This is a genomic window from Mesorhizobium calcicola, assembly GCF_042682105.1.
Classification (GTDB): Bacteria; Pseudomonadota; Alphaproteobacteria; order Rhizobiales; family Rhizobiaceae; genus Mesorhizobium; species Mesorhizobium calcicola.
The window spans coordinates 228,255-254,428 of record NZ_JBHUGY010000028.1 but is presented as its reverse complement, the minus strand read 5'-3'; the positions used below and the strand labels follow the sequence as shown (position 1 = coordinate 254,428).

Below are 26,174 nucleotides of genomic sequence, written 5' to 3'. Positions count from 1 at the left end.
GAAGGGTCGATCGTTTGCGGGCAACTCTCATCCCGGTTCGTGTTCTCGCTGACCAGCAGACAACCCCCAGCTGGCACAGGAGCGGGAACCCTTTCCGACGGGCGCAAGGTGATGTTGAGAATAGGACAATGACCACAAATCGGCAGCCCTTCTGTCAAAAAGTGGCGAGCTAAAACATTGATGTAAGTGGGCTCGACTATACTCTTGCCAAAGCCGATGGAATCCGAGCCGATCGATGACCTCGCACACGGAAAGCGGAAGCCTGCGAGCCCGGTCGTAGCGGATCAACGGGGTGGGCAAGGCTTTCTCGCGGCGCACGTGGCCGTCAGGCGTTCGACCCAGTGCCCGAACAGCGTGGTCGCGTTGACTGCGGACCATCGCACGTATGGATTGGAAAGACTGGAACGGGGCCGGAAGCTGATTGACAGCTTTTGGTGCGCAGAATGTTAATAGCGGACAGTTCGACCGGGCGGGATACTGATCCAAAGGAACCTGCGCCCGCGATAGACTTAGTTACGCCAGAAGCGGACGAGTTTTTAGAATCCGTTCGTTGGGGAAGTCATCATGGCAGGTGGCCATCGGGAGTTTCATCCGGCTCCGCATTCGCCCCGTGGCCGCGACGCTCGCCACCAGGAAATCTGCTTCGGCGGGGCGTCGCGTGATGATGAGAACTCTACGCTATAGGCCCTGTGAAATGACATTCGGAAGCAGATCGAAATTTGGTGAAGTCAGTGCGTCCTTCTCACCACCTCCTTCTCGGACTTAGGCATCGCCTGAAGGGCGCCGTGGCCGGGCGGGGCGGCTTGCTGCTTGCCTGCGTCTGATCACAAACCCTCCCCGCATCATCCCGGGTTCGACAGTCTCATGCATTGGTTCTTATCCATGCCAGGAAGGACTCTATCTCCGCGGATCGCGGACTGTGGTGCATCCAGACGACATAAAAGCTGTAGCCCGGCAGGGACAATGGATGCGCCCTGACGAGCGAGCCGTTTTCCAGTTCACGGCCAACCACTACGTCACTGCAGATCGCAATGCCTTGCCCGGCGACAACCGCATCGATCGCATGCAGTTCCTCGCGGAAGCTCAAATCCCAAGCTTTATCCGGGATCAGCTCTGGATCGATCGAGCGGGCCGTCGCCAGCCACCGGGACCAGGTGGGAGCGTCCGGATCACGGTTCATCCAGTCAAAGTGGATTAACGGATAACGCAGGAGATCGGCAGCACGCTCAATCGCTCGTCCGTCGCTTGCCAACAATCGGGGACTGCAGACGGGAAAGAAGGAATCGCGGCATATCTCGTGCGATGCAAGGCCCAAAGGCGGGCGACGTGTGTAGCGGATCGCCACATCCGCCGCGCCGGCGCGCAGATCGAGCAGCGCGTCCGTCCCGATGATTTCCAGGGGTATGGCCGGGTTGGCCTCTCGCCATTTCGGTAGCCGGGGCACCAGCCATCGGCTCGCGAAAGCGTTCGGGCTCGTTACCCGCAATGGCGCCTGAAAATCCGGCTCGGCGACCGCGGCAAGGGAGCCAGCGAGAAGATCAAAGGCGTTGCGCAGGATCGGGAACAGTCGTGCTCCCGCACTCGTCAGCACGAGCGGGCGCGGGCGGCGCTGGAACAGCTTGAGACCGCATATCTCTTCCAGCAAGCGGACCTGATGGCTGATCGCTGTCGGCGTCACGCCGAGTTCCGTCGCCGCGGCCTTGAAGCTGCCGTGCCGGGCGGCGGCCTCGAAGGCGTGCAAAGCGCGCAGCGGCGGGCGGTTTCCCATGCCGGCAGCGTAGATGAATTCCTCTCATCCAGCAGCTAAAAATTTCGCTTTTGCAGAAGGCTGCGTCCCTGTGAGATCATAGTCCTTGCCGGAACCGGGGGCGATATCGATGGAGATTCCACGACAGACCGAAGCGTTATCGGGCCGATCCCATTCTCGGAACACGCCGATCGAACAGCTGCGGCAAGGATTACAGGGCGAACTGGTGTTGCCGACAGACGATGCCTACGACAAGGCGCGCAGGGTCTGGAACGGGGCGATCGACAAACGCCCTGCTGCAATTGTCTTTTGCGCCGATCCCGATGACGTCGTCCATGCCGTGACCTATGCCAGGTCACAAGGCTTTGTCGTGGCAGTTCGCAGCGGCGGCCACAACGTCGCCGGTCTGTCCGTCTGCGACGATGGGATGGTGATCGATCTATCTCGCATGAAGAAGATCGCAGTCGATCCCGAGCGTCGCATCGCCAAGGCCGAAGCTGGTCTGACCCTCGCCGAGTTCGACGCAGCCACACAGGCGCACGGTCTTGCAACGACCATGGGGGTCAACGGCGACACCGGTATTGCCGGCCTCACGCTCGGTGGAGGCTTCGGCAAGCTCGGGCGCAAGCACGGTCTGAGCTGCGATAATTTGATCGCGGCCGAAATTGTCACGGCTGACGGACAGCTTTTGCGAACAGACGCCCGCCAGCATCCCGAACTGTTCTGGGCCTTGCACGGCGGCGGCGGCAATTTCGGCGTGGTGACGACGTTCGAATACCGGCTGCATCCTGTCGGCCCGAACCTTCTCGTGGGCTCGGTGCTTCACGCCTACGATCGGGCGCCGGAGGCCATGCGGTTTTACGACAAATTCTCCCGTGACGCCCCGGACGAGCTGAGTGTCGACGCCGCGCTCGTCACACTGCCCTCGGGCGACCGTGCCTTCAGCATCTCGGCTTGCTATGTCGGGTCACCCAAAGCGGGCGAACCCGTCATCGCACCGCTGATGAAATTCGGATCCCCTATCGAAAGCCGCCTTCGGGCCGTTCCTTATCTTCAGATTCAATCGGCGGGCGATAGCCTCTTTCCACGCGGACGGCGTTATTACTGGAAGGCACAGTTCCTGCGTGAGATCGGCGATGGCGCGATCGAGGCGCTGCTCGACAGCTACGCGATGGCTCCCAATCACTCGTCCCTGCTGGTTTTCCAGCAGGTCGGCGGAGCGATCGCTCGTGTGCCGGCATCCCACTCGCCCTACGCCAATCGGGATGCGGCCTTCGACTGCTTCCCGATCGCCATTTGGGACGATCCGGCCGATGACGAGGCAAACATGCGCTGGGCGCGCGAGTTGTGGAATGCGGTCAGACCATTCTCCACCGGCGGCGTCTATGCCAATAATCTTGGTGATGAGGGCGACGAGCGCGTGCGGGATGCCTACGGCGGAAATTATGCACGCCTCGCCGCAATGAAGAAGCAATACGACCCGACCAATTTCTTCCGACTGAACCAGAATATCAGGCCTGAATAGTTCGGAATATCCGCGGGGGAACCGTGCGCAGTCGCTGGACGATCCTTGCTGTCCTGTTTGTCGCCCGCGCCGCAATGGCGTTCCAGTTCCAGAGCGTCGGCGCCGTCGCGCCCCTTGTCAGCGACAGCCTCGGTGCGAGCCTGGCCGACATAGGCATCCTGATCGGTCTCAATCTTGCACCGGGACTTGCGTTGGCCCTGCCCGGCGCGACCATCGGCCGGCGCTATGGCGACAAGGCGACCGTTCTGGCCGGCCTGCTGATGATGCTGGCGGGTGAAATGCTGATGACGGGTTCGACGTCCTGGAGCCTGCAGATCGGCGGCCGACTGATCGGCGGTACAGGCGGCGTTCTCCTGAACGTGCTGATGACCAAGATGGTCGTCGACTGGTTTGCCGGCCGGGAAATCGCAACCGCCATGGCCATCTACATCAACTCATGGCCAGCGGGCATCGCCATTGCTCTCATACTGCTGCCGGCAATCGGAACGACGCTCGGGATGACCGCCGTGGGCATTGCCGTTTCGGTGCTGATTATCGTCGGCCTCGGCCTGATGGCCTTCGTCTACCGCGCCCCGGAGGTATCGCCCGCCGGTGGAGGTGAGCGCTGCGGCATTTCGGCCGGGACAAGCTGTGCCGTCATCGCCGCCGGCCTGATCTGGTGCCTCTACAATGTCGGCTTCGCAATGGTCTTCAGCTTCGGTCCGTCGATGCTCGTCGAGCGCGGGGGGTCCAACGCCGCGGCGGGATCGACGATCAGCGTCGTGCTTTGGCTGGCGACCCTTTCGGTCCCCTGGGTGGCTTCCTGGCCGATCGCACCAAACGCAGCGGCGCGGTTCTAGCCATGGGCTGTTCAGGCTTTGCATTCCTGGTGCTGCTTCTGTCGCGAAACGGACCGGCGCTGCCCCTCGTCATCGCCATGGGGATAGTGTGCGGCTTGCCTGCCGGCGCGATTGTGAGCTTGCCCACACGGGTGCTCGAGCAGAAGACGCGATCGATCGGGATGGGAGGGTTCTACACCGTCTACTATGCCGGCATGCTGGCTGCGCCGGCGGTCGGCGGCAAACTTGCAACCTGGGCCGGCACCGCGGCCGCCGCGCTCGATTTCGGCGCTGCCGCGCTCCTCCTTTGCCCTCTCCTTCTTTGGTCATTCCACGGGATCAGCCGCCTCCCACAGCCGATGGTGGCTCCATCTAGGTCAGGCCGCTAGTTGCGCTGAGACCGCTGGTACGCTCGATGACGGGAACGGCTTATGACGTTCGCAGGACGACTTGGAGGCAAATGGCGCCCCGCACGAGCTAGGCACCAAGGTCGGCCGACAGCCAAATTAGGCAACCATTAGCAAGAACAGGAGGTACGCTCACTGCACAATGGCGCCCGCGACATCAGCACGGGCTGTCCCGGCTCCCGATCTGACCGATTCCAAGCGCGTCACTCCGGCAAGCCAGCAGCATGCAGCGCATCGCCAAGGCATTCCGCGAGTGCCGGGTCGCAGTTGACGGCCGCGAACTGCCGCCCGTAGCGGAACGTTGGATGCAACTCGCGGACCCGAGCGGCAGCTGCCCTCGCTTCGTCCAGCCGGCCGAGTTTGGCAAGGGCAGCAGCCAATTGCACATAAGTGATGCTGTGTGCGGGATTGGCCTGAACGGATTTGTAAGCGGCGCGACAGGCTTCGTCGTAGCGGCCGCGCAGCAAATGGCTCATCGCCTGCGCATCGAAAGCGGCGAAGGCCCACGGGTCAAACGGGCTGAGCCGCATGCCTCGCTCGCTCCACTCGATGGCCCGCTCTGCTTCCCCGCTCCATCCGAGGACGACGCTGCCGAGAATGTAGGTCAGCGCCGATGACGGGCTGATCGCGAGCGCGGCTTCCAATGCAGTGAAAGCAGCATTGCGGTCATGTGCATCCATGCCGAGGGAAAAACCCGCGAGAGTTAATGCGGACGCATCGTCCTGTCCGTGGAGGATGGCGGAGCGGGCATAGCGGATCGAAGCGGCGCGGTTGGCTTCCTGCAAGCCGCTGCGAAGGAAGAGGCAATGGTGGCACATCGCAGCGTTGCCGTGCGCCAGCGCATAGGTCGGATCGAGTTCGATGGCATGTTCGAGCAGCACGAGCGCTCGCGTCACTTGCTCGGGCATTCCGGAATCAACGTCGAGCTGAGCTCGAAGCACAAGGTCATAAGCATCCAGGTTATCGGGACGCCTGCGCTTCACCCTGTCGATTTCGGCACGCCGCAGGCTCGGTGCGATTGCGCCGACAGCCGATATGGCTATCTCATCCTGAAGCGCGAAAATATCGTCGGAGCTGCGGTCATACCGCTCGGCCCATACATGAGCGCCGGTCGATGCATCGATCATCTGGCCGGTCACGCGCACGTGGCCGCCGGCTCTTCGCACGCTGCCTTCGAGTACATACCGCACGCCAAGCTCGCGGCCGACTTGCTTCACGTCCACGGCGCGGCCCTTGTAGGTAAAGGTTGAATTTCGCGCAATGACGAGCAGCCAGTTGATGCGCGCCAGGCCGGTGATGATATCGTCCACCATCCCGTCGGCGAAATAATCCTGCTCCGGATCGCCGCTTAGGTTCGAGAACGGCAAAACCGCGACCGAGGGTTTGTCTGGCGTCAGTATTGCTCTTGCCGCAGCCCCGACTGTCGGATCACCGCCACCGGCCGTGACCGCCGGCCCGACATAGCGATAGCCGCGTCGCGGCAGCGTTTCGATCCAGGATGCGCCGCCCGCCAACTGCTCAAAGAGCCGCCGCACTGCCGCAATCTGGACCGTCAGGTTGCTGTCCTCAATGGCCTGTCTGGGCCACGCCGCCTCGACCAGAGCTTCTTTCGGAACTGGCGTGCCCGCCTGTTCCACAAGTAGCGCAAGCAGCGCAACCGCCCGCTGGCCGAGCGGCGTCGGCTCGACGCCGTGGAATAGAATCCCGGTATCGGTGTCGAGGCGAAATGGGCCAAACGCAAGGCTTTTCGGCATTCCCGAAGAAGATACCGTTTGTGAATTTTTCGCAACGATTTCGGAACGGCTTCACGACTCGCCGAAACGGGGAGCGCATCTTGCGCCCGTGCTTGCGGAAGCAGCACCGAGCCAATGGAGGATCAGATGAGCGTCGCTCCCGTCATTCGTATGCCCCACGAGGATAAGGGGATCATGCTACGTAGCCATCCGATGGTGTTCCTCGTCACCGGCGAGGATACGAAACACACGAGCATGTTCGACTGGACGATCCCGGCCGGTTTCGCCACCGGCCTCCATGTTCATCGCGTGCAGGAGGAAACCTTCTACGTGCTTGACGGCGAATGCGTCTGGCAGGTGGGTGACAAGGCGATCCTTGCGACCCCAGGTACTTTCCTGTTCATTCCACCGGGGGTGCCGCACAATATCACCAATGTCAGCGAGAAGCCGGCGCGGGTGCTGATGACCGTCTCTCCGCCTGGGCATGAGCACTATTTCGAAGAGCTTGCCAAGCTGGCCGCAAACGGCTCTCCGGATCCGAAGGCGCTTGCTGACCTACGGGACCGTTACGATACCGATCAGCTCTCTACACTGACGACAAGCGCATAGGCGCAATTGGCGAAGGCCCGCTCCGGTGCAACCGCTACCGCCGGTGCCGTCGCCGTCGGTGACTGCTTTCAGCACCAGACGAAGCTGATCTCTACGGCCGACGTGCGGTGCTATGGCGCTGCCAGGCTCACAATTGCGCGCGGCGGCTAAGCGTTCATACGTTCTTGCATGGCCGACGGGCGCAACCAGGGTCGGAGTGGTCTGCTCTCCACGACCAAAAGGGAAGTTGCGCCACTTGGATCATCGCCAACCTTACCTCATCGACATCAGATCCGTCATGAGGCCGACCCTGACGATGAACTTTGGCGCAGGGGACTCCGGACAGCCGATGTCCTTTAACTGATCAGGCGTCAGGTCTTTTATCGCCCTGCGCGCTGCAATGGTTCGCTGCCACGCCGTGACGGCGGCGACCACCGTTGCCATGCTTTTCGGCGTTACGCCAGGCAGCTGACGTTTCGATGTGCGGGTCTCGGCGCAAGCTTGCGTGTCAGTCATTTTACTCTCCCGTTTCAGATTGCCATCGAAGCTTGTCACACGGGCGCTTTGCGGCTGTTCAGTCGGGCGTGAACCACGGAGGAAAGCACGGGGGGCTGCCGTTAAATCCGCGTTAAATCGGCTGCCGAAGATGCTATTGTGCTGCCAGCGCGTTCGAAATCTGGAGAGGGCTCGTGCGCATCCGGTTGCTTGGCGGTCTCGAAGTGACTTCCGGAGAGGGCCTGCCCGCCCGCTTCGCAACGCGCAAATCCGCACTTCTTTTTGCCGCTCTGGTCCTGGCGGGTCGTCGCGGCCACCATCGCGAGCAACTCTCTGAAGGGTTCTGGCCAGGACGAGGCGACGCGCAGGCGCGCAACAGTCTGCGTCAGGCCCTGGCCGATATCAGGCGATGGTTTCCCGCCGGCGGCGACGCGGCCATCTATATCGAGGGGGATCAGGAGACGGTGGCGCTGACAGCCAGTCTGGACGACGCGGATATTTGGCTCTTTGAGCGGAAGCTCGCCGAAAGCGCGACGGCGGACCTCGCCTTCGCCGCCGACCTCTACCGTGGCGATGTCCTGGCCGGTGAGGCCATTCCGGACGGTCTGGATGAATGGTTCAGCCCGTATCAGATCAGATACCGGCAGAAAGCGCTGCAATTGGTGGAGCGCCTGAGCCTGGCACAGCCTGAAGCCGGATCCGCGGATCAAGCGGCTTGCGAAGGGCTCGCGGAAAGGCTGCTCGCCTCGGATCCGACCGCGGAGGCAGCGCATCGGGCGCTGATGCGCATCCACGCTGTGAGGGGCCAGGAGAACGCGGCCTTGCGCCAGTTCGCGTCCTGCCGTGCGCTGCTGAAGCAGCATCTGGGCGTGGAACCCGAGGCACAGACGCAGTCACTGGCAGTGTCGCTGCAATCGCGGGGTGGAAATCGCCAGACCGCGGCGGTGCACGACACCGAGCCGTCTCAGATTGTGTCTGCCAGATCGCATGACCAGCCGTCGGTGGCGGTGATGCCCTTCGACAATCTCGGTGGAGCGGACGGCGAGTATTTTGCCGACGGCGTTGTCGAGGAGATCACCGCCGCGCTTTCCCGCATCCGGGACTTCTTCGTCATCGCGCGCCAGTCTGCTTTCACCTACAAGGGTCGCTTCGTCGACGTGCGAGAGGTCGGCAGGGAACTCGGCGTCGCTTACGTGGTCGAAGGCACTGTTCGGCGGGGCGGCGACCGGCTGCGCATTTCCGTGCAACTGGTCGATGCCGAGACGCGGGCGCAACTGTGGTCCGAGCGCTACGAGGGTGCGACCGAGGACGTTTTCGAGTTCCAGGACAGGATCGCGGCGCAGGTGGCCGGCGCCATCCATCCGGCCATCCGCGGCGCCGAGATCGAGCTGGCCAAGCGCAAGCCGCCGACCAGCCTGCGGGCTTATGATCTCGTCATGCGCGCCTATCCGAACCTTTGGGGCCGCCGCAAGGACACCAACAACCAAGCGATAGAGATGCTGCAAAAGGCGATAGCGATCGATCCGGCCTATGGTCGCGCGCATGCGCTTTTGGCATGGTGCCACGCCTCCAAAGCCGCGTATCTTTGGACCGACCAGCCGGAGTGGGAGCTGGAAAAGGCGCGCGCGGCGCTTGAGGCTGCGGGTTCGATCAGCGATGATCCAACCGCGTTGACCGCCGCCGGCTCGGCCATGAGCATGTGCGGCGACCAGGAGCGCGCCACCACCTTTATCGAGAAGGCTCTCAAGCTTGATCCAAACAATGCATGGGCATGGGCCCGCCATGGCTGGATCGCGATCTACAAGGGCGAAGTCGCTCGCTCGCCCGAACGATTCCAGCAGGCGATGACACTGAGCCCAATGGATCCGCTCACATTCAACATGAGGCTGGGCATGGCCACCGCCATGGCCAAGACAGGTTCTCTTTCCCAGGCGATCGCGATCGCCCGTGAGGTCATCACCGCCCATCCAGACATCATCATGTCCTATCGATACCTCGCCGCCTGGTCGGCAATGGACGGAGACCTGGAGACCGCCCGCTGGGCCGCTCGGAAGCTCCTGGCTGCCCAGCCGGGCTTCACGATCGAGCAATATCGGTCGCTGCCCTTCTTTAGACACATGCCGGAGTGGGCAGATCAGGTGGCCGAAGCTCTGAGGCTGGCGGGATTGCCCGAACGCTGACTAATGCAGATCGCGGGGTTCGACTTCGCATCGTGTGCTTCTGGCGCACGACGACCGCCCGCGCGGTCGCCTGCCACGTCAGCTTTCAGGAAGCCGCAAAGCTGATCTATACGGCCGGCATGGGGCGCGTAGCCGCCGTTCAGCACGTAGAACCATAGGGGGTTTCGTGCTGACCGTTCACAACCAGGGAGGCACGCGCCAGAAAGTCGATGCGTCCTCAAATTTTCTGGTCGTTGCATGGGTTGCTCCGACCGACTGCACTAGGGTGGCAAACCGACGTTCCAGAGCGACGCCCATGACCCCGGTTTTGCCGGGTACCTCTCTCAAATCCCAACAGAGTCCTGCTATGAGGGGGGTCGGCTTCTCCAAAATTGGGACATGGCATCGGGCGAGGCAAATCCTAAATTCTCAGTACGTGGCTCCCATCAGATGCGTGGATCGTGTACTGCGATGATACGTCGGGATCGAGGATCAGCGGATATGGAAGGGGAGGACCTGGGCGAGATCGCTGCCCGGTATATTCGGTTCGCCGATACAGAAGCCCACGGGCGCTCACCGCTCTTCGAGGAGTTTGCTCGTGCGGTCGCCGGGGACCGGGAAACGCTCGGCTTCCTGTCGACCTTGCCGGATATCAAGCGGCAGCCGAACCTTCTACTCGCAGTGGTGCGTCACCTGTTCGGCACGCCCGCAGGGTGGAGCGAGTTTCGCCGGGCGCTTCTGGCGCATCCCGATGCTGTCCGCTCGCTCATGCTCCAGCGTTCGACGCAAACCAACGAGCCGGGACGGTGCGCTTCACTGCTGCCCGTCCTGGCGCGGTTGCCGCAGCCGCTGGCTCTCCTCGAGGTCGGGACCTCCGCAGGCCTCTGCCTCATGCCCGACCTCTACAGCTACGACTACGGGCGCGCAGCGATCCGCGCACCCGCGACGCCCTCGGAACCGCCTGTCCTCCGGTGCTCCGCCAGCGAGACGACCCCGTTACCGACGGCTGCGCCGCAAATCGTCTGGCGGGCAGGATTGGACCTGAGCCCGATCGACGCTGCGGACCCCGCGCAAGTCGCATGGCTCGAGACGTTGGTCTGGCCGGAGCAGACCGCTCGGCTCGCCAATTTGCGGGCGGCCGTAGCGATCGCTGCCACGGTCAAGCCCCGGATCGTCAAGGGCGATCTGCGTGGGAGCGACTTCGTACGGCTCTGCTGCGAAGCTCCAAAGGACGCAACCCTCGTCGTCTTTCACACGGCCGTCCTCGACTACGTCTCCGACCCCGCAGACAGAGAGGCTTTTGCGGAGCAGGTGATGCGTCTCTCTCCTTATTGGGTATCCAACGAGTTTCCTCGCGTGTTCCCGTCCATCGCTGCGCGCGCCGGAACAAGCTGGCCGTCCGGCCGCTTCCTCCTGTCCGTGAACGGCTCCCCTGTCGCTTGGACTGACCCGCATGGCGCGTCACTCGAATGGATCGCGGACGAGGCTTAAGGACCCGGCCGATGCGGAGCACTTGCTCCAAGGCCTGCTGAAGGTCGGCCTCCCGAAGGAGCCGGGTGTCCGGTCCCTCCTATGACTGCGGACATTGACCGGCGTCGCATTGAATTTCTACAAATGGCGCTACTTGCTCGATCCCGTCGACGAGACGAATGGCAACATTCGACCCCTTTTTGGGGTCGTTCAGTTGCGAGCGTCGCATAACGCGATCTGGACCCGAAGGTAGACTAAGGGGCAAACTTCGAACATAGCACGGTATGTCAGCAGCGCATCAAGTAAGGTCCAATCTCATCCGAGCTCATGGATCGCTACACCCGGCACAACAGTCTTGGCGATCTCGCACAGGTGCTGATGATGCGTGAGGTAGATTACCTGACCGGCACTCGCCATTTCGCCAAACAGCCGGAAAACTTCCTCGGACCGGACAGGTCGAAGGTCTCCATAATGTCGTCGGCGATGAAGGGCACTGAGGGGCGAAACTGGGCGAACTCGTAGTATCCCGCCAGCCGCAGGGCCAAATAGAGCTGAAAACGCGCGCCCTTTGACAGCGCGTCGGCGACCTTGGACTGCCCGTCGCGCTGCAATGCGATGAGCACTTCGCCACCCTTCCCCGGTTGGGTTGTCAGGCCTGAGTACTGGCCGCGCGTCATAAGCGCGAAAGCGTCGGAGGCCCTCGCCATCATCCCGGAGCGATGACGTTCTCGATAGACGCGCAGCGCGTTCCCGGCGGCCATGACACCCAGTTTCAGTTCGATGTAGCGGATGGCCTTTTCTTCGATTTCCAGGAGGACGGTGCGCCGTTCGGCATCAATGCGGGCAACCGCGCTGTCGCCGCCAATGGCGTCCAGCTTGTCGGCCGCTCGCGTGAACGAATGAAGTGACTTCCTCTCAATCGCAGGAAGCGGTCCGGATCCTGCTCTTCACGGCGTCTTCCCATGGTCCAGCGCACCCATTTGTAGCACAACAGGTAGCGAAATGCGCCAAAACGGCGCAAGCCGAAGCACTCGATATGCAAATTTACACTGCAATTTCAATAAATTACGCGAGAAGCCGATGGTACCGTTGGCTGGGATCGAACCAGCGACCTCCGGATCCACAATCCGGCGCTCTAACCATCTGAGCTACAACGGCACATTCGCCAAGCCGGACCAAGTGGAAAGTTCGCTCTCCATGATCCGCTCTGTCGTGCGGCGATGCGTCCTTACGGGCTAATGGATCTTAATTCAAGACTTTTGCTAGGCAAAGGTCGCTTCCCCACAACTGCATCGACTTTTCGCCGGACAAAGAAAAAGGCCGGCGGGAGGAGGTGCCGGCCTTTTCCTGTTACGAGCCAGCGGGAGGAGGTGCTGGCTGGTCACCCCGGGGAGCAGAGGGAGGAGGTTCCGCCCGCCGGGTATTCCGTGATGGCTACCATCATACGCCTGATCGTTTTTAAGAAAATGCGACCTTTTGTTGCATCTTCAGATCATGCGTAAATGTTAGGCAACCTTGATTTCCTTCATCGCCTTCTCGAAGGCGGTCTTGATCGGCTTGGAGACTTCCTCGGCCGCCTTGGAGGCGACGGTCTGGAAGTCCTTGGCCTGCTCGACGGTCATTTCGACGCGCTTGCGCAGGAAGGCGGTCTGCAGCTCGACGACTTCCGACAGCGACTTGGCGCCGATCAGCGCTTCGAGATGCGAGAAGCCGGCCTCGGCATTGGCGCGCAGGGCGGAAATGGTCTTGAGCGACAGGTCGCTGGAAACGGTCTTGGCGGTCTCGTAGGTCGACTCCAGAGCCTTCTGGGTCTCCTCGGCACCGGTCTTCAGCTTGGCATAGGCTTCCTTCGACTGCTCAACGCCCTTTTCGGCGAAAGCGCGCATCTGGTCGGTGGCCTTGGAAGCGTCGAAGCTCGGGAATTCAACGTTTTCGATCGTGTCGGCAGTTTTGGTCCTGGACATTTTTTCCATCCTTGTCAGCAGCAGCGGCTTTGACAGAAAGCCGTCTCGTTCATGTATGATGGCAATATAAAGGCAAATTTTGTGCATTGCAATATCTTTGTTGCAGTGCACCATAAATTCTTTCGGGCGTTAACCAAGAGCCCAGAGATTCCAGCCTTTGCACGTTCTGGCTTGTGGACCTTCGCGCCGCCGGCTTTTATTAACAAAGCGTTAACTGCAAATTCGCTGCTCCGTGAGGGTTCGCCAAGCGCATGCCGTCCGAATATTCCTTCCTCGACGTCGCCGTGCTCGACGCGGTCCGCCAGCGCTTTGCCGCCGGCGACGCGATCGCGATCCTGTCGGCGGATCTGGAGCAGGTGATCTGGGCCAATGGGCCGGGAGCCGCGGTGTTCGGCTATCCCGACATCGAGGCCATCATCGGCGCTTCCGCGCAGCTGCCCTTGATTGCCAGGCGCCAGATCATGGCGACCAGCGGTTTTCCCGAGATCGGCCGCGACCGCGCCATCACCGTGCGGCTGGCAACCGGTATGACCAGCCGCGCTGTCGGCTTCCTGGCAAGCGCGGTGACCATGCCGGACGCCGAAAAGGCCATCATGCTGGCAGTGCCGGCGGCGCAGACGGGCTCGCGCAGCGCCAGCGAAATCGCCGCTCGCGCCATCAGCGGCCTTACCGAAGACGGCCATTTCATCGCCTTTGTCGATGCCAGCGGCGCCATCGAGGCGGCCTCGGAAGGATTTTCGGCACTGGGCATCTTGCCGGAGACGCTGGCGGCGCTGGTTGCCGACGTCGCAGCCGAGAGCGACCGCATCGTCAAGCGCCTCGTCCCCGGCGGCGCGGCCTCCTATCCGGCAGGGCTGGCAAGATTGACCGAGGAACGGCATCTGCTGGTGGTGATCGACGAGGACCAACTCGACGACATGGCCCCTGCCGACGACAGCGTCGTGGATGCGCAGATGCCAACTCAGGTAGAAACCGCGGAAAGCACGATTGCCCAGCCGGAACCGGACCAGGACAACCGACCGGCGATCGAAAGCGAACACCCGGCAATGGACGAACCAAGCGTTCCGGAAGCCGCCGAGACCGTCTCGGTGCCGGCGGCGTCCGAGAATGTCGATCCCACGAGGCTGCCTGCGGAGACGGCGGACAACGACCCCGGGACTGCCGGCGCTACGCCAGCGCAGCACGATCACTGGTATTTCCATGCCGGCGAGGAGGATGCGCAACAGACCGGCCGACCCGCTGCAGCCGAGCCTGTTCAGCCCGCTGTCGCCGTCGCGGAGGCCGCGGCGGAAAATCCGACGCGGCACGATACCAAGCCCGCCGCCCCTGTCGAACGCCCGGTCGTGCGGTCGATCGACATCGCGGCGCCGCTGCGCTTCGTCTGGCGCACCGATGCCGAGGGCAGGTTCAGTACGCTGTCCCCGGAATTCGCCGACATTGTCGGCAAGCCCGCCGCCGACGTGATCGGCAGACGTTTCAGGGACGTCGCGGCCACCTTCGGCCTCGACCCCTCCGGCGACATCGCCGGCTTGCTGGAACGACGCGACACCTGGTCCGGCCGCTCCGTTCTGTGGCCGGTCGCCGGCACAGATCTGAAGATCCCCGTCGACCTGGCGGCTCTGCCTGTCTATGGGCGCAGCCGTGCCTTTGAAGGCTTCCGCGGCTTCGGCGTTGCCCGCGCCGGCGACGCGGTCGTCGATCCGGAAGGCATCGGCATGGCGCTGGTGCCGAACGGCAAGGTCCCGGCGACGCCGGAGCCGCAAGCCGTCGAACCCGTGCCTGAACAACCGAAGGCTGAAGAGGCGAAGGCCGAGGAGCCGAAGCCATCTGACCCGTTCAAGGGCGAGGTGCCGGCGCTGACCATCGTGCCGAAACCGGAGCGGCGCTTTGCCGACAAGGTGATCCGGCTGGCCGAGCATCGCCAGCCAGCCAACGACAAGGGTCTGTCGACGCTGGAGCGCAGCGCGTTCCGCGAGATCGGCGAGCGGCTGAAGAAGGACAGTGCCCCGGTCGAGCCACCGGAAGCTGGGAAGCCCAGCCTCGACAGCTCCAAGGAACCGGCGACCGAGACACCTGCCGAAGCTGTGGTGGAGGTGCCGACTGCGAAGACGGAGGCCCCGGCAGTCGACGAGATCGCGTCAACCCCCGATGCCGCCGCGCCCGAAGAGCCGACGCCTGCCGGCGAAATCCGTGTAGCAGAGCCAGAGACCGGAACGGTCTCGGCCGAGCCAGAGACCGGAACGGTCTCGGCCGAGCCAGAGACCGGAACGGTCTCGGCCGAGCCAGAGACCGGAACGGTCTCGACCGAGCCATCCGAGACCGATGCCGAGGGCGAAGAGGATCTCGCGAGGCTTGACGGCGGTCATCCGGACGAAGGGGCTCATGCAAATCCCGCCGACACGCTGCCGAATGCGACAGGCTCTCTGCTCGACTATGCCGGTCGCGATGACGAAACCGGCCCTGTCGCGGACAACGGGGACGAGGCCCGGGGTTCCGAACCGGTTGCGGCTGAACCAGAGATGACCGAGCCCGTCGCGGCTGGTGAAGAGCCTGAAGCCACTGACGCGGCACATGACGCCGTCGACGACGACAGCATGACATCAGCCGATTTTCGCGACGCCGAGGATAGCGAAGATTGGGCGCAGCCCGACGAGGAAGCCACCGCGCCTGACGAGCAGGCGGTTGCCTCCACCGCGGAAGCCGCCAGCGCACCCGACGCCGCCGAGGCACGCGTCGAGCGCCCTCGCCTGCAAGTGCCGCCGCTCAAGGTCGAAGGGTTCGTGCCGTCGGCCTTTTCGGCCGGCGATGAGCACAGGGCTCCCGATACCTCGCTGCTCAGCAAGCTACCGGTGCCGCTGCTCATCCATTCCGGCGACCAGTTGCACTATGCGAACGAGGAATTCCTCAACCTGACCGGCTATGAGGCGCTCGACGACCTGGCGGATGCCGGCGGCCTCGGCGCGCTGTTTGCCGACCCCTACGCCGACGATGGCGCCTCCGACGGCACCGATCACGCGTTGCGGCTGAAGACTCGTGACGGACAGGAATTTCCAATCGAGGCCATTTTGCGCTCTGTCCCCTGGCGCGACGGCAAGGCGCTGATGCTGGTCGTGCGCCGCGCCGGCGAGGATGATGCGCCGGCGGCCCTGCATGTGATTGGCGACGAGCAGACGCAGCCCGACATTCCCGAGCTCAAGGCACGCATCGCCGAGATGCGCACCATCATCGACACCGCCACCGACGGCGTCGTGCTGATCGGCCGTGACGGCGCCATCCGCTCGATCAGCCGGCCGGCCGAAGCGCTGTTCGGCTTCGACAGCGACGAAGTAACCGGCAAGCCGTTCGCTTCGTTGTTTGCGATCGAAAGCCAGCGCGCGGCGCGCGACTATCTCAACGGACTGTCCGAGCCCGGCGTGGCGAGCGTCATGAATGACGGCCGCGAGGTGATCGGGCGCGAGGCGCAGGGGCGCTTCATCCCATTGTTCATGACCATCGGACGGCTGCCCAACGACAGCGGCTTCTGTGCCGTCGTGCGCGACATCACGCAGTGGAAGCGGGCCGAAGAGGACCTCACCCAGGCGCGTGCGGTGGCCGAGCGCGCCTCCTCGCAGAAGACCGATTTCCTCGCCCGCATCAGCCACGAAATCCGCACGCCGCTCAATGCCATCATCGGCTTTTCCGAACTGATGGTCGACGAGAAATTCGGACCGGTGGCCAACGACCGCTACCGCGACTATCTGCGCGACATCAACCGCTCGGGCAATCACGTGCTCGACCTCGTCAACGACCTGCTCGACATCTCGAAAATCGAGGCCGGGCAGCAGGAGATGGCCTACGAAGCGGTGTCGCTCAACGACACGCTGGCCGAGACCGTGGCGATGATGCAGCCGCAGGCCAATCGCGAACGCGTCATCATCCGCTCCAGCTTCGCCTCGCGGCTGCCGGAAGTGGTGGCCGATCTGCGCAGCGTGCGCCAGATCGCGCTCAACATCCTGTCGAATGCCATCCGTTACACCCAGGCCGGCGGCCAGGTGATCGTCTCGACTGCCTATGAGACGTCGGGCGACGTCGTCATGCGGGTGCGCGACACCGGCATCGGCATGAGCCAGGCCGAGATCGAACAGGCGCTGAAGCCGTTCAAGCAGATCAACGCGCTGAAACGCGGACGCGGCGACGGCACGGGCCTTGGACTGCCGTTGACCAAGGCGATGGTGGAAGCCAACCGCGCCCGGTTCACCATCAACTCGACACCGGGAGAAGGCACTCTGGTCGAGGTCGCGTTTCCATCGACCCGGGTGCTCGCGGAATAGAGCAATTCCGGGAAAACAGCCCGACCTAGAGCGGTTCACCCGTTTCACGGAAACGCCGAACCGCTCTATCCGTTTGTTTTGACGCAATTCCGGACGGAAAACCGTTTCACACTTTTCCTGGAATTGCTTTAAAGCGCATAGCGTCTGATCGGATTCAGGCGATGCGCTTTCGGTCTTTATGCATGTCGTTCTCCCAAAACCGGGACCACTTTTGGGCGACATGCATTGGCAAAAGAAAAGGCGTCCAAGAGGACGCCTTAAGAGATGGGATTGCTGTCACAACGGGGCTTGAGCGAATTCAGATCCTCGGGGGCTGAGGAACGGGATTTCTCCCTCAAGTTACATGCGACTATCGACGCCGGCCCTTAACAACTCCTTACCGGGCTGCCAAAAAATTTACCAATGTGTACCACTCATGAAATCTAGGTAAATTCTCGCGACATATTTGGTTAACCATGCCAGGGCGGTCATTCGGCCAGCTGCGGCAAGTTCTTGAACAGCTCCAGCGCCTCGGGGTTGGCGAGCGCTTCCTTGTTCTTGATGGCGCGGCCGTGCACCACGTCGCGCACGGCGAGCTCGGTGATCTTGCCCGACTTGGTGCGCGGGATATCGGTGACGGCGACGATCCTGGCCGGTACGTGACGCGGGCTCGCGCCGCTGCGGATCTTGGCGCGGATGCGTTTTTCCAGATCCTCGTCCAGTTCGACGCCCGCGGCCAGCCGCACGAACAGCACGACACGCACGTCATTGTCGAAATCCTGGCCGATGCACAGCGCCTCCAGTATCTCGGGCATCTGTTCGACCTGGTTGTAGATCTCCGCCGTGCCGATGCGCACGCCACCCGGGTTGAGCGTGGCGTCGGAACGGCCGTGGATGATCATGCCGCCATGCGCGGTCCATTCGGCGAAGTCGCCATGGCACCAGACATTGTCGAAGCGCTCGAAATAGGCCGCCTGATACTTCTTGCCCTCGGGATCGTTCCAGAAGCCGATCGGCATCGACGGAAAGGCCTTGGTGCAGACCAGTTCGCCCTTTTCCTGCCGGACCGGCTTGCCGTCGTCGTCCCAGACATCGACGGCGAGGCCAAGGCCGGGGCCCTGGATTTCGCCGGTCCAGACCGGCTGCGTCGGCACGCCGAGCACGAAGCAGGAGACGATGTCGGTGCCGCCGGAAACCGAAGCCAGGTGCACATCCTTCTTGATGCCGTCATAGACGAAGCGGAAATCCTCCGGCGACAGCGGCGACCCGGTGGAAGAAATCGCCCGCACGCTCGACAGATCATGGCTGCGGATCGGCTTGAGACCGGCCTTGCGCACGGAATCGATGAATTTGGCCGAGGTGCCGAAAAAGGTCATCTTCTCGGCATCGGCGAAATCGAACAGCACATTGCCGTCGGGGTAGAAGGGCGAGCCGTCATAGAGCAGCAGCGTCGCACCCGAGGCGAGCCCCGACACCAGCCAGTTCCACATCATCCAGCCGCAGGTAGTGAAGTAGAAGAAGCGGTCGCCGTCGGTGAGACCGGCATGCAGCCGATGTTCCTTGACATGCTGGATCAGCGTGCCGCCGGCCGAATGGACGATGCATTTTGGAATGCCGGTGGTTCCCGATGAGAACAGGATGTAGAGCGGATGCGCGAACGGCAGCCGCTCGAAACTGACAGGCCTGACGGCGAAGGGCGACAGCGCCTCTTCCAGCGCCACCGCCTTGTCGATGATATCAGCGACATCGCTCGAGGTGCCGAGATAGTCGACGACCAGAACCTTGCGCACCGTACCAAGCTTGGCCGCGACCGCGGCGATCTTGTCGGCGACCTCGATCGCCTTGCCATTGTACCAGTAGCCATCGGGCGCGATGAAGACGACAGGCTCGATCTGGCCGAAGCGGTCGAGCACGCCCTGCTCGCCGAAATCGGGAGAGCAGGACGACCAGACGGCGCCAATCGAGGCGGCTGCCAGCATGGCGGCGACGGTCTCCGGCATGTTGGGCATCATCGCGGCGATGCGGTCGCCCTTCTTCACTTTGAGCGACAGGAAAAGCTGCTGCAGGCGCGAAGTCAGCGCATGTAGCTCGTTCCAGGACAGCCGGCGCTCGACCTTGTCCTCGCCACAAAACACGATTGCCTCACTGGCGCCCGTCTTCTTCAGGAGATTCTCGGCGAAGTTCAGCGTCGCGTCGGGGAAGAAGGAGGCGCCGGGCATCTTGTCACCATCGACAAGCACGGTCTCGCCCCCATCGGTCCCCTTGTCGCCAACGATGCCGCAGAAGTCCCAGACCAGGTCCCAGAACGCCTCGCGGTCCTCGACCGACCAGTGGTGAAGGTCGGAATACGAAGAAAACACTGCGCCGGCTTTCGCTGCCGCGGCCTTCGTGAAAGCGGTCAGCGGCGCGGCGCCAATCTGGTCTTGCGTCGGGGTCCAGAGCGGTACTTCGGCAGCCATGATCGTTCCTCCACGGTCGCCATCGCTTATGCATATCGCAGCGCAGCAGAGCAAGATTTTGTTCGGTCGATGCGACCAGATGTGCGCAAATGCCATCGCCGGGCCATAAAGACTTGAAATGCGTCGGCCCTAAGTCGTAGTGACGACTGCAGTCGTATTGACGACTGGGGTTACACCCGTCAGGCGATTTTGTCGGAATGGAAGCATACAGGGCGATATGCCATCATCTTTGATCCGGCGCGGTATATGGGCGATCGGCGCTGCCGTGATCGTCATCGCGCTGGTCGTCGCCGCCCTGCCGCTGATCGCCTCCACCCGGATCGTGCGTGACCGCATCGCCTGGGAAATGAGTGCGTGGAGCGGCTTCCGGGTCGCCATCGAAGGCTCGCCACGCATCGAGGTCTGGCCGAAATTCCGGGCGATCCTGACCGATGTGGCGCTTTCGCAATGGACCGACACCGACGCGCCGCCGGTCGTCGAAGCCGAACGGGTCGAGGTCGACCTTTCCGCCATGGCGGCCTTGCGCGGCGATGTGGAGTTTTCGACGGCGCGGCTGGTGCGGCCGACGATCCGGGTTCAGCGCACGCCGACCGGCTTTTTCCTGCCCGCCGTCCCGACCGGCGGGCGCATCACGCGTTCCATCGACACGGCGCGCGGCGTCGTCAATGCCGACCCCGCCAAGCCTGACCTCGACAAGCTGCCGGCCGACACCTTCGGCACGGTGGAGTTCCGCGACGGCCGCATGGTGGCGTCCATCGCCGGCAAGGACGTCGAGATCCTGAGCAGCCTGTCCGGCCAGGCGAATTGGGCGGCGATGAACAGCAATGCGACGCTGTCGGCAACAGGGATATGGCGCGGCGAAAGCGTTGCGCTGGACGTCGCCTCGCCGAAACCGCTGGTGCTGTTTGCCGGCGGTACGGCGCCGCTCACGCTGTCCTTCAAGGCAGCACCCGCCACCTTCTCGTTCGACGGCACGGCCAGCATGTCCGAAAACGCCTATTTCGACGGCCAGGCGAAATTCTCGACACCCTCGCTGCGGCGAGTCCTGGAATGGTCGCAGGCCGGCCTTGCCCCCAGTGCCTCGATCGGCTCGGTCAGCATTTCGAGCAAGATCACGGCGACGGCCGGGCGCGTCAAGTTCGACAACACCGCGATCGCCCTGGACAACAATCCGGGCATGGGCGCGCTGGACCTCTCGCTTGGCGAGGCACAGCCGGTGATCTCCGGCACGCTTGCCTTCGACACGCTCGACCTCAGATCGTTCCTGTCGGCCTTCACGCCATTGGCGCCGACCGGTGGAGCGGGGCCTGGCGACATCGACACAAGTTTCGCCGACAAGATCAACCTCGATCTCAGGCTGTCGGCAGCGCACGCCACGGCGGGGCCTATCCAGCTGGCCGACGTCGCCGCCACCGCCCAGGTCAAGGATGGTCTTTCCGTCTTCGATATCTCCGATGCCTCGGCCTTTGGCGGCAACATCCAGAGCAGCCTTCGCTTCGACCGCAAGCCGGAAGGCTCGCAGGTCGAGATCCGGCTGCTGGCGTCAGACATCGACGGCGGTGCCTTTGGCACGGCGGCGGGGATGACCCGGCTGGTGCCTGTCGGCACGGGCACCGTCTCGGTGATCCTCAAGGGACCAGGCAGAACCTGGGACTCCATCTTCGACAATGCCGACGGCTCGGTCTCTGCGACCTTCGGACCGGGTGCGTTGAGCAAGTTCAACCTGCCGGCCTTCCTCAAGCATACCGAGCAAGGCGGCTTCTTCGCGCTCGACGACGTCTCCGACGGAACGCTGCCGATCGACGGTGCCGAGATCAAGGCCAGCATTTCGAAGGGCGTGGCGCGGATCGACAAGGCCGAAGCCAATTCGGCGAAATACAAAATCTGGCTGTCCGGGATCGCGTCCTACGCCGGACGAGGACTGGCCTTGTCCGGCGGTGTCATTCAGGCGGATCAGGCGGCGACGCAGGCCAATGGCCAGCAAGGCCCCAACCAGTCATTGTTCTTCGTCGGTGGGACGTGGAGCACGCCGTTCATTTCCCCGATCAGCCGCGGCGTTTCGGGGGAATAGGCCTTAGCGTCTCCAGGGAAAGCGCTACGCGCTTTTCCCGGGAAAACCGCTTCACACTTTTCCTGGAATTGCCTCAGCCGCGTTGTGCGGCCTGCTCATCGAGCTGGCGCTGCACCTCACGCCGCTTGTTGGCAAGCGAAGCGATGATGACGCCAACCGCGACAACGGCGATCAGTATGGTGCAGGCGGCGTTGATCTCCGGCGTCACGCCGAGACGAACCTGGCTGTAGATCTTCATCGGCAGCGTAGTGGCGCCAGGCCCGGACGTGAAGCTGGCGATGACCAGATCGTCGAGCGAAAGCGTAAAGGCCAGCATCCAGCCGGACACGATTGCCGGCATGATGACCGGCAGCGTGATCTGGAAGAAGGTCTTCACCGGCGTTGCGCCAAGATCCATCGCGGCTTCTTCCAGCGAGCGGTCGAAGCTGACGAGGCGCGACTGCACGACGACGGCGACGAAGCACATGGTCAAGGTGATGTGGGCGAGCGTGACGGTCAGGAGGCCGCGGTCGAGACCGATGGCGACAAAGAGCAGCAGCAGAGACAGGCCGGTGATGACTTCCGGCATGACCAGCGGCGCAAAGACCATGCCGGAGAACAGCAGCCTGCCCCTGAACCGCGTGTAGCGGGTCAAGGTGAGCGCCGCCAGCGTGCCGAGCACGGTCGCCACCGTGGCCGAAATGACGCCGACGCGGGCCGTTACCCAGGTGGCGTCCATCAGGCCCTGATTGTGGAACAGCGAAACGTACCATTTGGTCGAGAAACCGCCCCATACGGTAACCAGTTTGGACTCGTTGAAGGAGAAGACGATGAGCAGGACGATCGGCAGGTAGAGGAAGGCAAAGCCCAGCACGATCGAGGTGACGTTGAAACGGCTCCAGGTGGTGTTCATTTGTCCTGCTCCTGGGCGCGCGCCTGGGCCTGCTGGAAGAGCATGATCGGCACGGTCAGCAGCAGCAGAAGGATGACGGCCACTGCCGACGAAACCGGCCAGTCACGATTGGCGAAGAACTCGTTCCACAGCGTCTTGCCGATCATCAGCGTCTGCGATCCGCCGAGCAGGTCGGGAATGACGAACTCGCCAACGGCTGGGATGAACACCAGAAGGCAGCCGGCGATGACGCCGGGCAGCGACAGCGGAAAGGTGATCTTCCAGAACGCGCTGGTCGGCGGGCAGCCAAGGTCCTTGGCGGCCTCGATCAGCGAATAATCCATCTTTTCCAACGACGAATAGAGCGGCAGCACCATGAACGGCAGGTAGGAATAGACGATGCCGATGAAGATCGCAGTGTAGGTGTTGAGGATGATCAAAGGCTGGCTGATGACGCCTGTGGCAAGCAGCAGCTGATTGAGCAGGCCCTCGGGCTTGAGGATACCGATCCAGGCATAGACGCGGATCAGGAACGAGGTCCAGAACGGCAGGATCACCAGCATCAGCAATGTCGGGCGGATCGTTGCCGGCGCGCGCGCCATGCCATAGGCGATGGGGTAGCCGACGATCAGCGTCAGCACCGTCGAGATCGCGGCGATGATGACGCTGGTGACATAGGCGTTGAAGTAGAGGGCGTCCTGCGTCAGCCAGGTGTAGTTGTCGAAGCTGAGCGCGCCAAAGCCGGCGAAGAACCCGGAGATGCCGTCCCTGAAATCCAGCACCGGCGTATAGGGCGGCATGGCAATCGCCGTCTGCGACAGCGAAATCTTGAAGACGATGATGAAAGGGATGAGGAAAAAGAACAGCAGCCAGACATAGGGGATGATGATGACCAGGCGGCCGACGAAGGCCGCTCCCAGCCTGGCCGGAAGCGATCTGCCGGCATTGGTTGCAGGGGTTGAGGTGGCAGTGATGGCAGCATTCGACATGACCGCCCCTACCGTGTCAGCACGACGCCGGCGTCGGACCGGAACGACACCCAGGCACGGTCGTTCCATGTCAAGGGATCCTCGGCGATGCGTGCCGCGTTCATGGCGCTCGCCCGCACCATCTGTCCGTCATCCAGCCTGACGTGATAGACGGTCATGTCGCCGAGATAGGCGATGTCATAGACTTCGCCTTCAAGCGCATTCACAGCATCGGCCGGCTTTTTGGACGAGATCTTGATCTTCTCCGGCCTGATGGCGAACACGATATTGGCGCCTGCGGCCGTGTCGACGGCGTTGTCAACGACGATCTGGGCTCCTGTCGCACCCGCGATGCGCGTCGTGCTTGCGGTCCGCTCGGCGACCTTGCCCTCGAACATGTTCACGTTGCCGACGAAATGAGCGACAAAGCGCGATGTCGGGGCTTCATAGACTTCGGCCGGCGTCGCCACCTGCATCACCTCGCCCTTGTCCATGATGGCGATGCGATCGGCCATGGTCATCGCCTCTTCCTGGTCGTGGGTGACGACGACGAAGGTCAGTCCGAGCTCCTGCTGCAGGTCCATCAATTCGAACTGTGTTTCCTCGCGCAGCTCCTTGTCCAGCGCGCCGAGCGGTTCGTCGAGCAGCAGCACCTTGGGCCGCTTGGCGACCGAACGCGCGAGCGCGACGCGCTGGCGCTGGCCACCGGACAGCTGGTGCGGCTTGCGCTTGGCGAACTGTTCGAGCTTGACCAGCTTCAGCATCTCGGCGACGCGGGATGCGATCTCGGGCTTCGGCATGCCGTCCTGCTTGAGGCCGAAGGCAATGTTGTTCTCGACCGTCATATGCGGGAACAGGGCATAGGACTGGAACATCATGTTGACCGGCCGCCGATAGGGCGGGATGCCGCGCAGATCCTGACCGTCGAGAAGGATGCGGCCGGCTGTCGGTTCCTCGAAACCGGCGAGCATCCTGAGCAGCGTCGATTTTCCGCAGCCCGACGCACCGAGCAAAGCGAAAAACTCGCGCTCGAAGATGGTCAGCGACAGATTGTTGACGGCGGTGAAGTCGCCGAACTTCTTGGTGACATTGTCGAACTGGATGTATGGCTTGGCGTTCGGGTCGTTCCATGGCGCGAAATCCCTGCGGATGCTGCCAAGCGATTTCATGTCCCACTCCGTCCTGTTTCTTGCTTCTTGCCCCAGAAAGATTGGTCCCGGCAGGTGGCTGCCGGGACCGTATCGGATTGCTTATTGGCCGGTGACGATCTTGGTCCAGCTGCGTGTGATCAGGCGCTGGGTCTTGGGATCATACGGAGTGACCGTGTAGAGCTTCTTTATCGTCTCGGCATCGGGATAGACGGAAGGATCATCCAACAGGGCCTTGTCGACGAACTGCTGCGACGCTTTGTTGCCGTTGGCGTAGAGCACATAGTTCGACGATTTGGCGATCACTTCCGGCTTCATCATGTAGTTGAGGAATTCGAGCGCCTCGGCGACATGCGGCGCATCGGCGGGGATCGCCATCTGATCGAACCACATCTGCGCGCCTTCCTTCGGCACGGAATAGCCGATTTCGACGCCTTGCTTGGCCTCGACCGCACGGTTGCGGGCCTGGAACACGTCACCCGACCAGCCGACGGCCAGGCAGATATCGCCATTGGCGAGTGCGTTGATGTATTCCGAGGAGTGGAATTTGCGGATGTAAGGCCGGATCTTGAGCAGGGTCTCCTCGGCCTTGGCGATATCGTCAGGCGAGGTGCTGTTGGGGTCGAGACCGAGATATTTCAGCGCCGCCGGTATGATGTCGGCCGGTGAATCCAGCACGTAGACGCCACAGTCCTTCAACTTGGCCAGACTGTCGGGATTGAAGAACACATCCCAGCTGTCGATCTTGTCACTGCCGAGTGCCGCCTGCACCTTCTTGATGTTGTAGCCGATACCGACCGTGCCCCACATGTAGTTGACCGAGTATTCGTTGCCGGGGTCGTATTTGGCGGTTCGCTCCGCAACCGTGTCCCACATATTGGCAATGTTCGGCAGTTTCGACTTGTCGAGCTTCTGGAACACGCCGGCCTGGATCTGGCGCGCGAGGAAGTTGCCGCTGGGCACGACGACGTCATAGCCGCTGCCGCCGGCAAGCAGCTTGGTTTCCAGGATTTCGTTGGAATCGAAGGTGTCGTAGACGACCTTGATGCCGGTTTCTTTGGTGAAATCGTCGATGATCGAACTGTCGATATAATCCGACCAGTTGAAGACGTTGACGACGCGGTCTTCGGCATGGCCGCCGACGGTAAAAAGCGTCAGAAATACCGAGGTCGCCGAAAGCCAGAGCGCTTTGCGGATCATGCTATTCTCCTTTGGTGAGTGTTCCTTCGCCGGCTCTTCGCGAACCCCGCGCGGCCGGGCATTTGTTTCAGACTATTGAGCTTTCCAGAAAGCGACAAGCGCGAACCGCCGACACCATGCAGGCGGTTCGATGAGCGGCAGGTGATGGCTCTGTGTCTCTGCAGCGGCCCGGGTGGCGTGCCGATGCCGTCAAAGGCTTTCGCCGTGGCGCGGGCAGAGATACGACGATGTGATCCGGTCTCGATCTGACCGGCAGGGAGAC

The 26,174-nt window shown here is 62.6% G+C and carries 17 protein-coding genes, 1 tRNA gene and 1 pseudogene; 8 read left to right on the top strand and 11 right to left on the bottom strand.

Annotated elements, in window-relative coordinates; genetic code table 11:
- Positions 1–862: 862 nt before the first annotated feature.
- Positions 863–1,768 (bottom strand): LysR substrate-binding domain-containing protein, encoded by a 906-nt coding sequence (locus ACFSQT_RS19590; RefSeq protein ID WP_379021172.1) that lies wholly within the window; start codon positions 1,766–1,768, stop codon positions 863–865.
- 109 nt (positions 1,769–1,877) lie between these two features.
- Between ACFSQT_RS19590 and ACFSQT_RS19585 the strand changes: the two genes are divergently transcribed.
- Genes ACFSQT_RS19585 through ACFSQT_RS19575 form a run of 3 tightly spaced genes read left to right on the top strand, consistent with a single transcriptional unit; the run spans position 1,878 to position 4,479 of the window.
- Positions 1,878–3,272, top strand: coding sequence for an FAD-binding oxidoreductase (locus ACFSQT_RS19585; protein WP_379021170.1), 1,395 nt, complete (start codon positions 1,878–1,880; stop codon positions 3,270–3,272).
- 23 nt (positions 3,273–3,295) lie between these two features.
- On the top strand, positions 3,296–4,111 hold the full coding sequence (locus ACFSQT_RS19580) for an MFS transporter (protein ID WP_379021168.1): 816 nt from the start codon (positions 3,296–3,298) through the stop codon (positions 4,109–4,111).
- Positions 4,112–4,113: 2 nt separating this feature from the next.
- Positions 4,114–4,479, top strand: coding sequence for a hypothetical protein (locus ACFSQT_RS19575; protein ID WP_379021166.1), 366 nt, complete (start codon positions 4,114–4,116; stop codon positions 4,477–4,479).
- A 221-nt stretch (positions 4,480–4,700) separates the two neighbouring features.
- Here the strand turns inward: ACFSQT_RS19575 and ACFSQT_RS19570 are convergent, their stop codons facing one another.
- Positions 4,701–6,251: a winged helix-turn-helix domain-containing tetratricopeptide repeat protein gene (locus ACFSQT_RS19570; RefSeq protein WP_379021164.1), complete on the bottom strand. Its 1,551-nt coding sequence runs from the start codon at positions 6,249–6,251 to the stop codon at positions 4,701–4,703.
- A 126-nt stretch (positions 6,252–6,377) separates the two neighbouring features.
- Between ACFSQT_RS19570 and ACFSQT_RS19565 the strand changes: the two genes are divergently transcribed.
- Complete coding sequence (locus tag ACFSQT_RS19565) at positions 6,378–6,839, top strand: cupin domain-containing protein (protein ID WP_379021162.1); 462 nt, start codon at positions 6,378–6,380, stop codon at positions 6,837–6,839.
- Between the two features lie 252 nt (positions 6,840–7,091).
- Here the strand turns inward: ACFSQT_RS19565 and ACFSQT_RS19560 are convergent, their stop codons facing one another.
- On the bottom strand, positions 7,092–7,334 hold the full coding sequence (locus tag ACFSQT_RS19560) for a DUF1127 domain-containing protein (protein WP_379021160.1): 243 nt from the start codon (positions 7,332–7,334) through the stop codon (positions 7,092–7,094).
- A gap of 173 nt (positions 7,335–7,507) precedes the next feature.
- Between ACFSQT_RS19560 and ACFSQT_RS19555 the strand changes: the two genes are divergently transcribed.
- A complete protein-coding gene (locus tag ACFSQT_RS19555; protein WP_379021158.1) occupies positions 7,508–9,493 on the top strand; it encodes a BTAD domain-containing putative transcriptional regulator in 1,986 nt (661 codons plus the stop codon).
- A 480-nt stretch (positions 9,494–9,973) separates the two neighbouring features.
- Complete coding sequence (locus ACFSQT_RS19550) at positions 9,974–10,963, top strand: DUF2332 domain-containing protein (RefSeq protein WP_379021156.1); 990 nt, start codon at positions 9,974–9,976, stop codon at positions 10,961–10,963.
- A gap of 294 nt (positions 10,964–11,257) precedes the next feature.
- Here the strand turns inward: ACFSQT_RS19550 and ACFSQT_RS19545 are convergent.
- From ACFSQT_RS19545 to ACFSQT_RS19535, 3 genes and pseudogenes are all read right to left on the bottom strand, one after another.
- Positions 11,258–11,835: pseudogene (locus tag ACFSQT_RS19545) on the bottom strand (ATP-binding protein); the annotation flags it as partial.
- A 188-nt stretch (positions 11,836–12,023) separates the two neighbouring features.
- Positions 12,024–12,100: transfer RNA gene (locus tag ACFSQT_RS19540), tRNA-His, on the bottom strand.
- Between the two features lie 347 nt (positions 12,101–12,447).
- The gene (locus ACFSQT_RS19535) at positions 12,448–12,906 is read right to left on the bottom strand and encodes a phasin (RefSeq protein ID WP_379021154.1); all 459 of its coding nucleotides are present in this window, start codon (positions 12,904–12,906) and stop codon (positions 12,448–12,450) included.
- Between the two features lie 251 nt (positions 12,907–13,157).
- Between ACFSQT_RS19535 and ACFSQT_RS19530 the strand changes: the two genes are divergently transcribed.
- Positions 13,158–17,216: a PAS domain S-box protein gene (locus tag ACFSQT_RS19530; protein WP_379021152.1), complete on the top strand. Its 4,059-nt coding sequence runs from the start codon at positions 13,158–13,160 to the stop codon at positions 17,214–17,216.
- A 467-nt stretch (positions 17,217–17,683) separates the two neighbouring features.
- On the opposite strand, the gene ACFSQT_RS19525 is transcribed toward ACFSQT_RS19530, so the two are convergent.
- Positions 17,684–19,654 (bottom strand): acetoacetate--CoA ligase, encoded by a 1,971-nt coding sequence (locus ACFSQT_RS19525; protein WP_379021150.1) that lies wholly within the window; start codon positions 19,652–19,654, stop codon positions 17,684–17,686.
- 217 nt (positions 19,655–19,871) lie between these two features.
- On the opposite strand from ACFSQT_RS19525, the gene ACFSQT_RS19520 reads away from it, so the two are divergent.
- The gene (locus ACFSQT_RS19520; protein ID WP_379021148.1) at positions 19,872–21,725 is read left to right on the top strand and encodes an AsmA family protein; all 1,854 of its coding nucleotides are present in this window, start codon (positions 19,872–19,874) and stop codon (positions 21,723–21,725) included.
- Positions 21,726–21,798: 73 nt separating this feature from the next.
- Here the strand turns inward: ACFSQT_RS19520 and ACFSQT_RS19515 are convergent, their stop codons facing one another.
- The 4 genes from ACFSQT_RS19515 to ACFSQT_RS19500 form a co-directional block, all read right to left on the bottom strand.
- Positions 21,799–22,617, bottom strand: a complete 819-nt coding sequence (locus tag ACFSQT_RS19515) for an ABC transporter permease (protein ID WP_379021146.1) — start codon at positions 22,615–22,617, stop codon at positions 21,799–21,801.
- Positions 22,614–23,585, bottom strand: coding sequence for an ABC transporter permease subunit (locus ACFSQT_RS19510; RefSeq protein WP_379021144.1), 972 nt, complete (start codon positions 23,583–23,585; stop codon positions 22,614–22,616). The genes ACFSQT_RS19515 and ACFSQT_RS19510 overlap by 4 nt, the downstream gene beginning before the upstream one ends.
- Positions 23,586–23,593: 8 nt before the next feature.
- Positions 23,594–24,733: an ABC transporter ATP-binding protein gene (locus tag ACFSQT_RS19505; RefSeq protein ID WP_379021142.1), complete on the bottom strand. Its 1,140-nt coding sequence runs from the start codon at positions 24,731–24,733 to the stop codon at positions 23,594–23,596.
- Positions 24,734–24,814: 81 nt separating this feature from the next.
- Complete coding sequence (locus tag ACFSQT_RS19500) at positions 24,815–25,912, bottom strand: polyamine ABC transporter substrate-binding protein (RefSeq protein WP_379021140.1); 1,098 nt, start codon at positions 25,910–25,912, stop codon at positions 24,815–24,817.
- Positions 25,913–26,174: the final 262 nt, after the last annotated feature.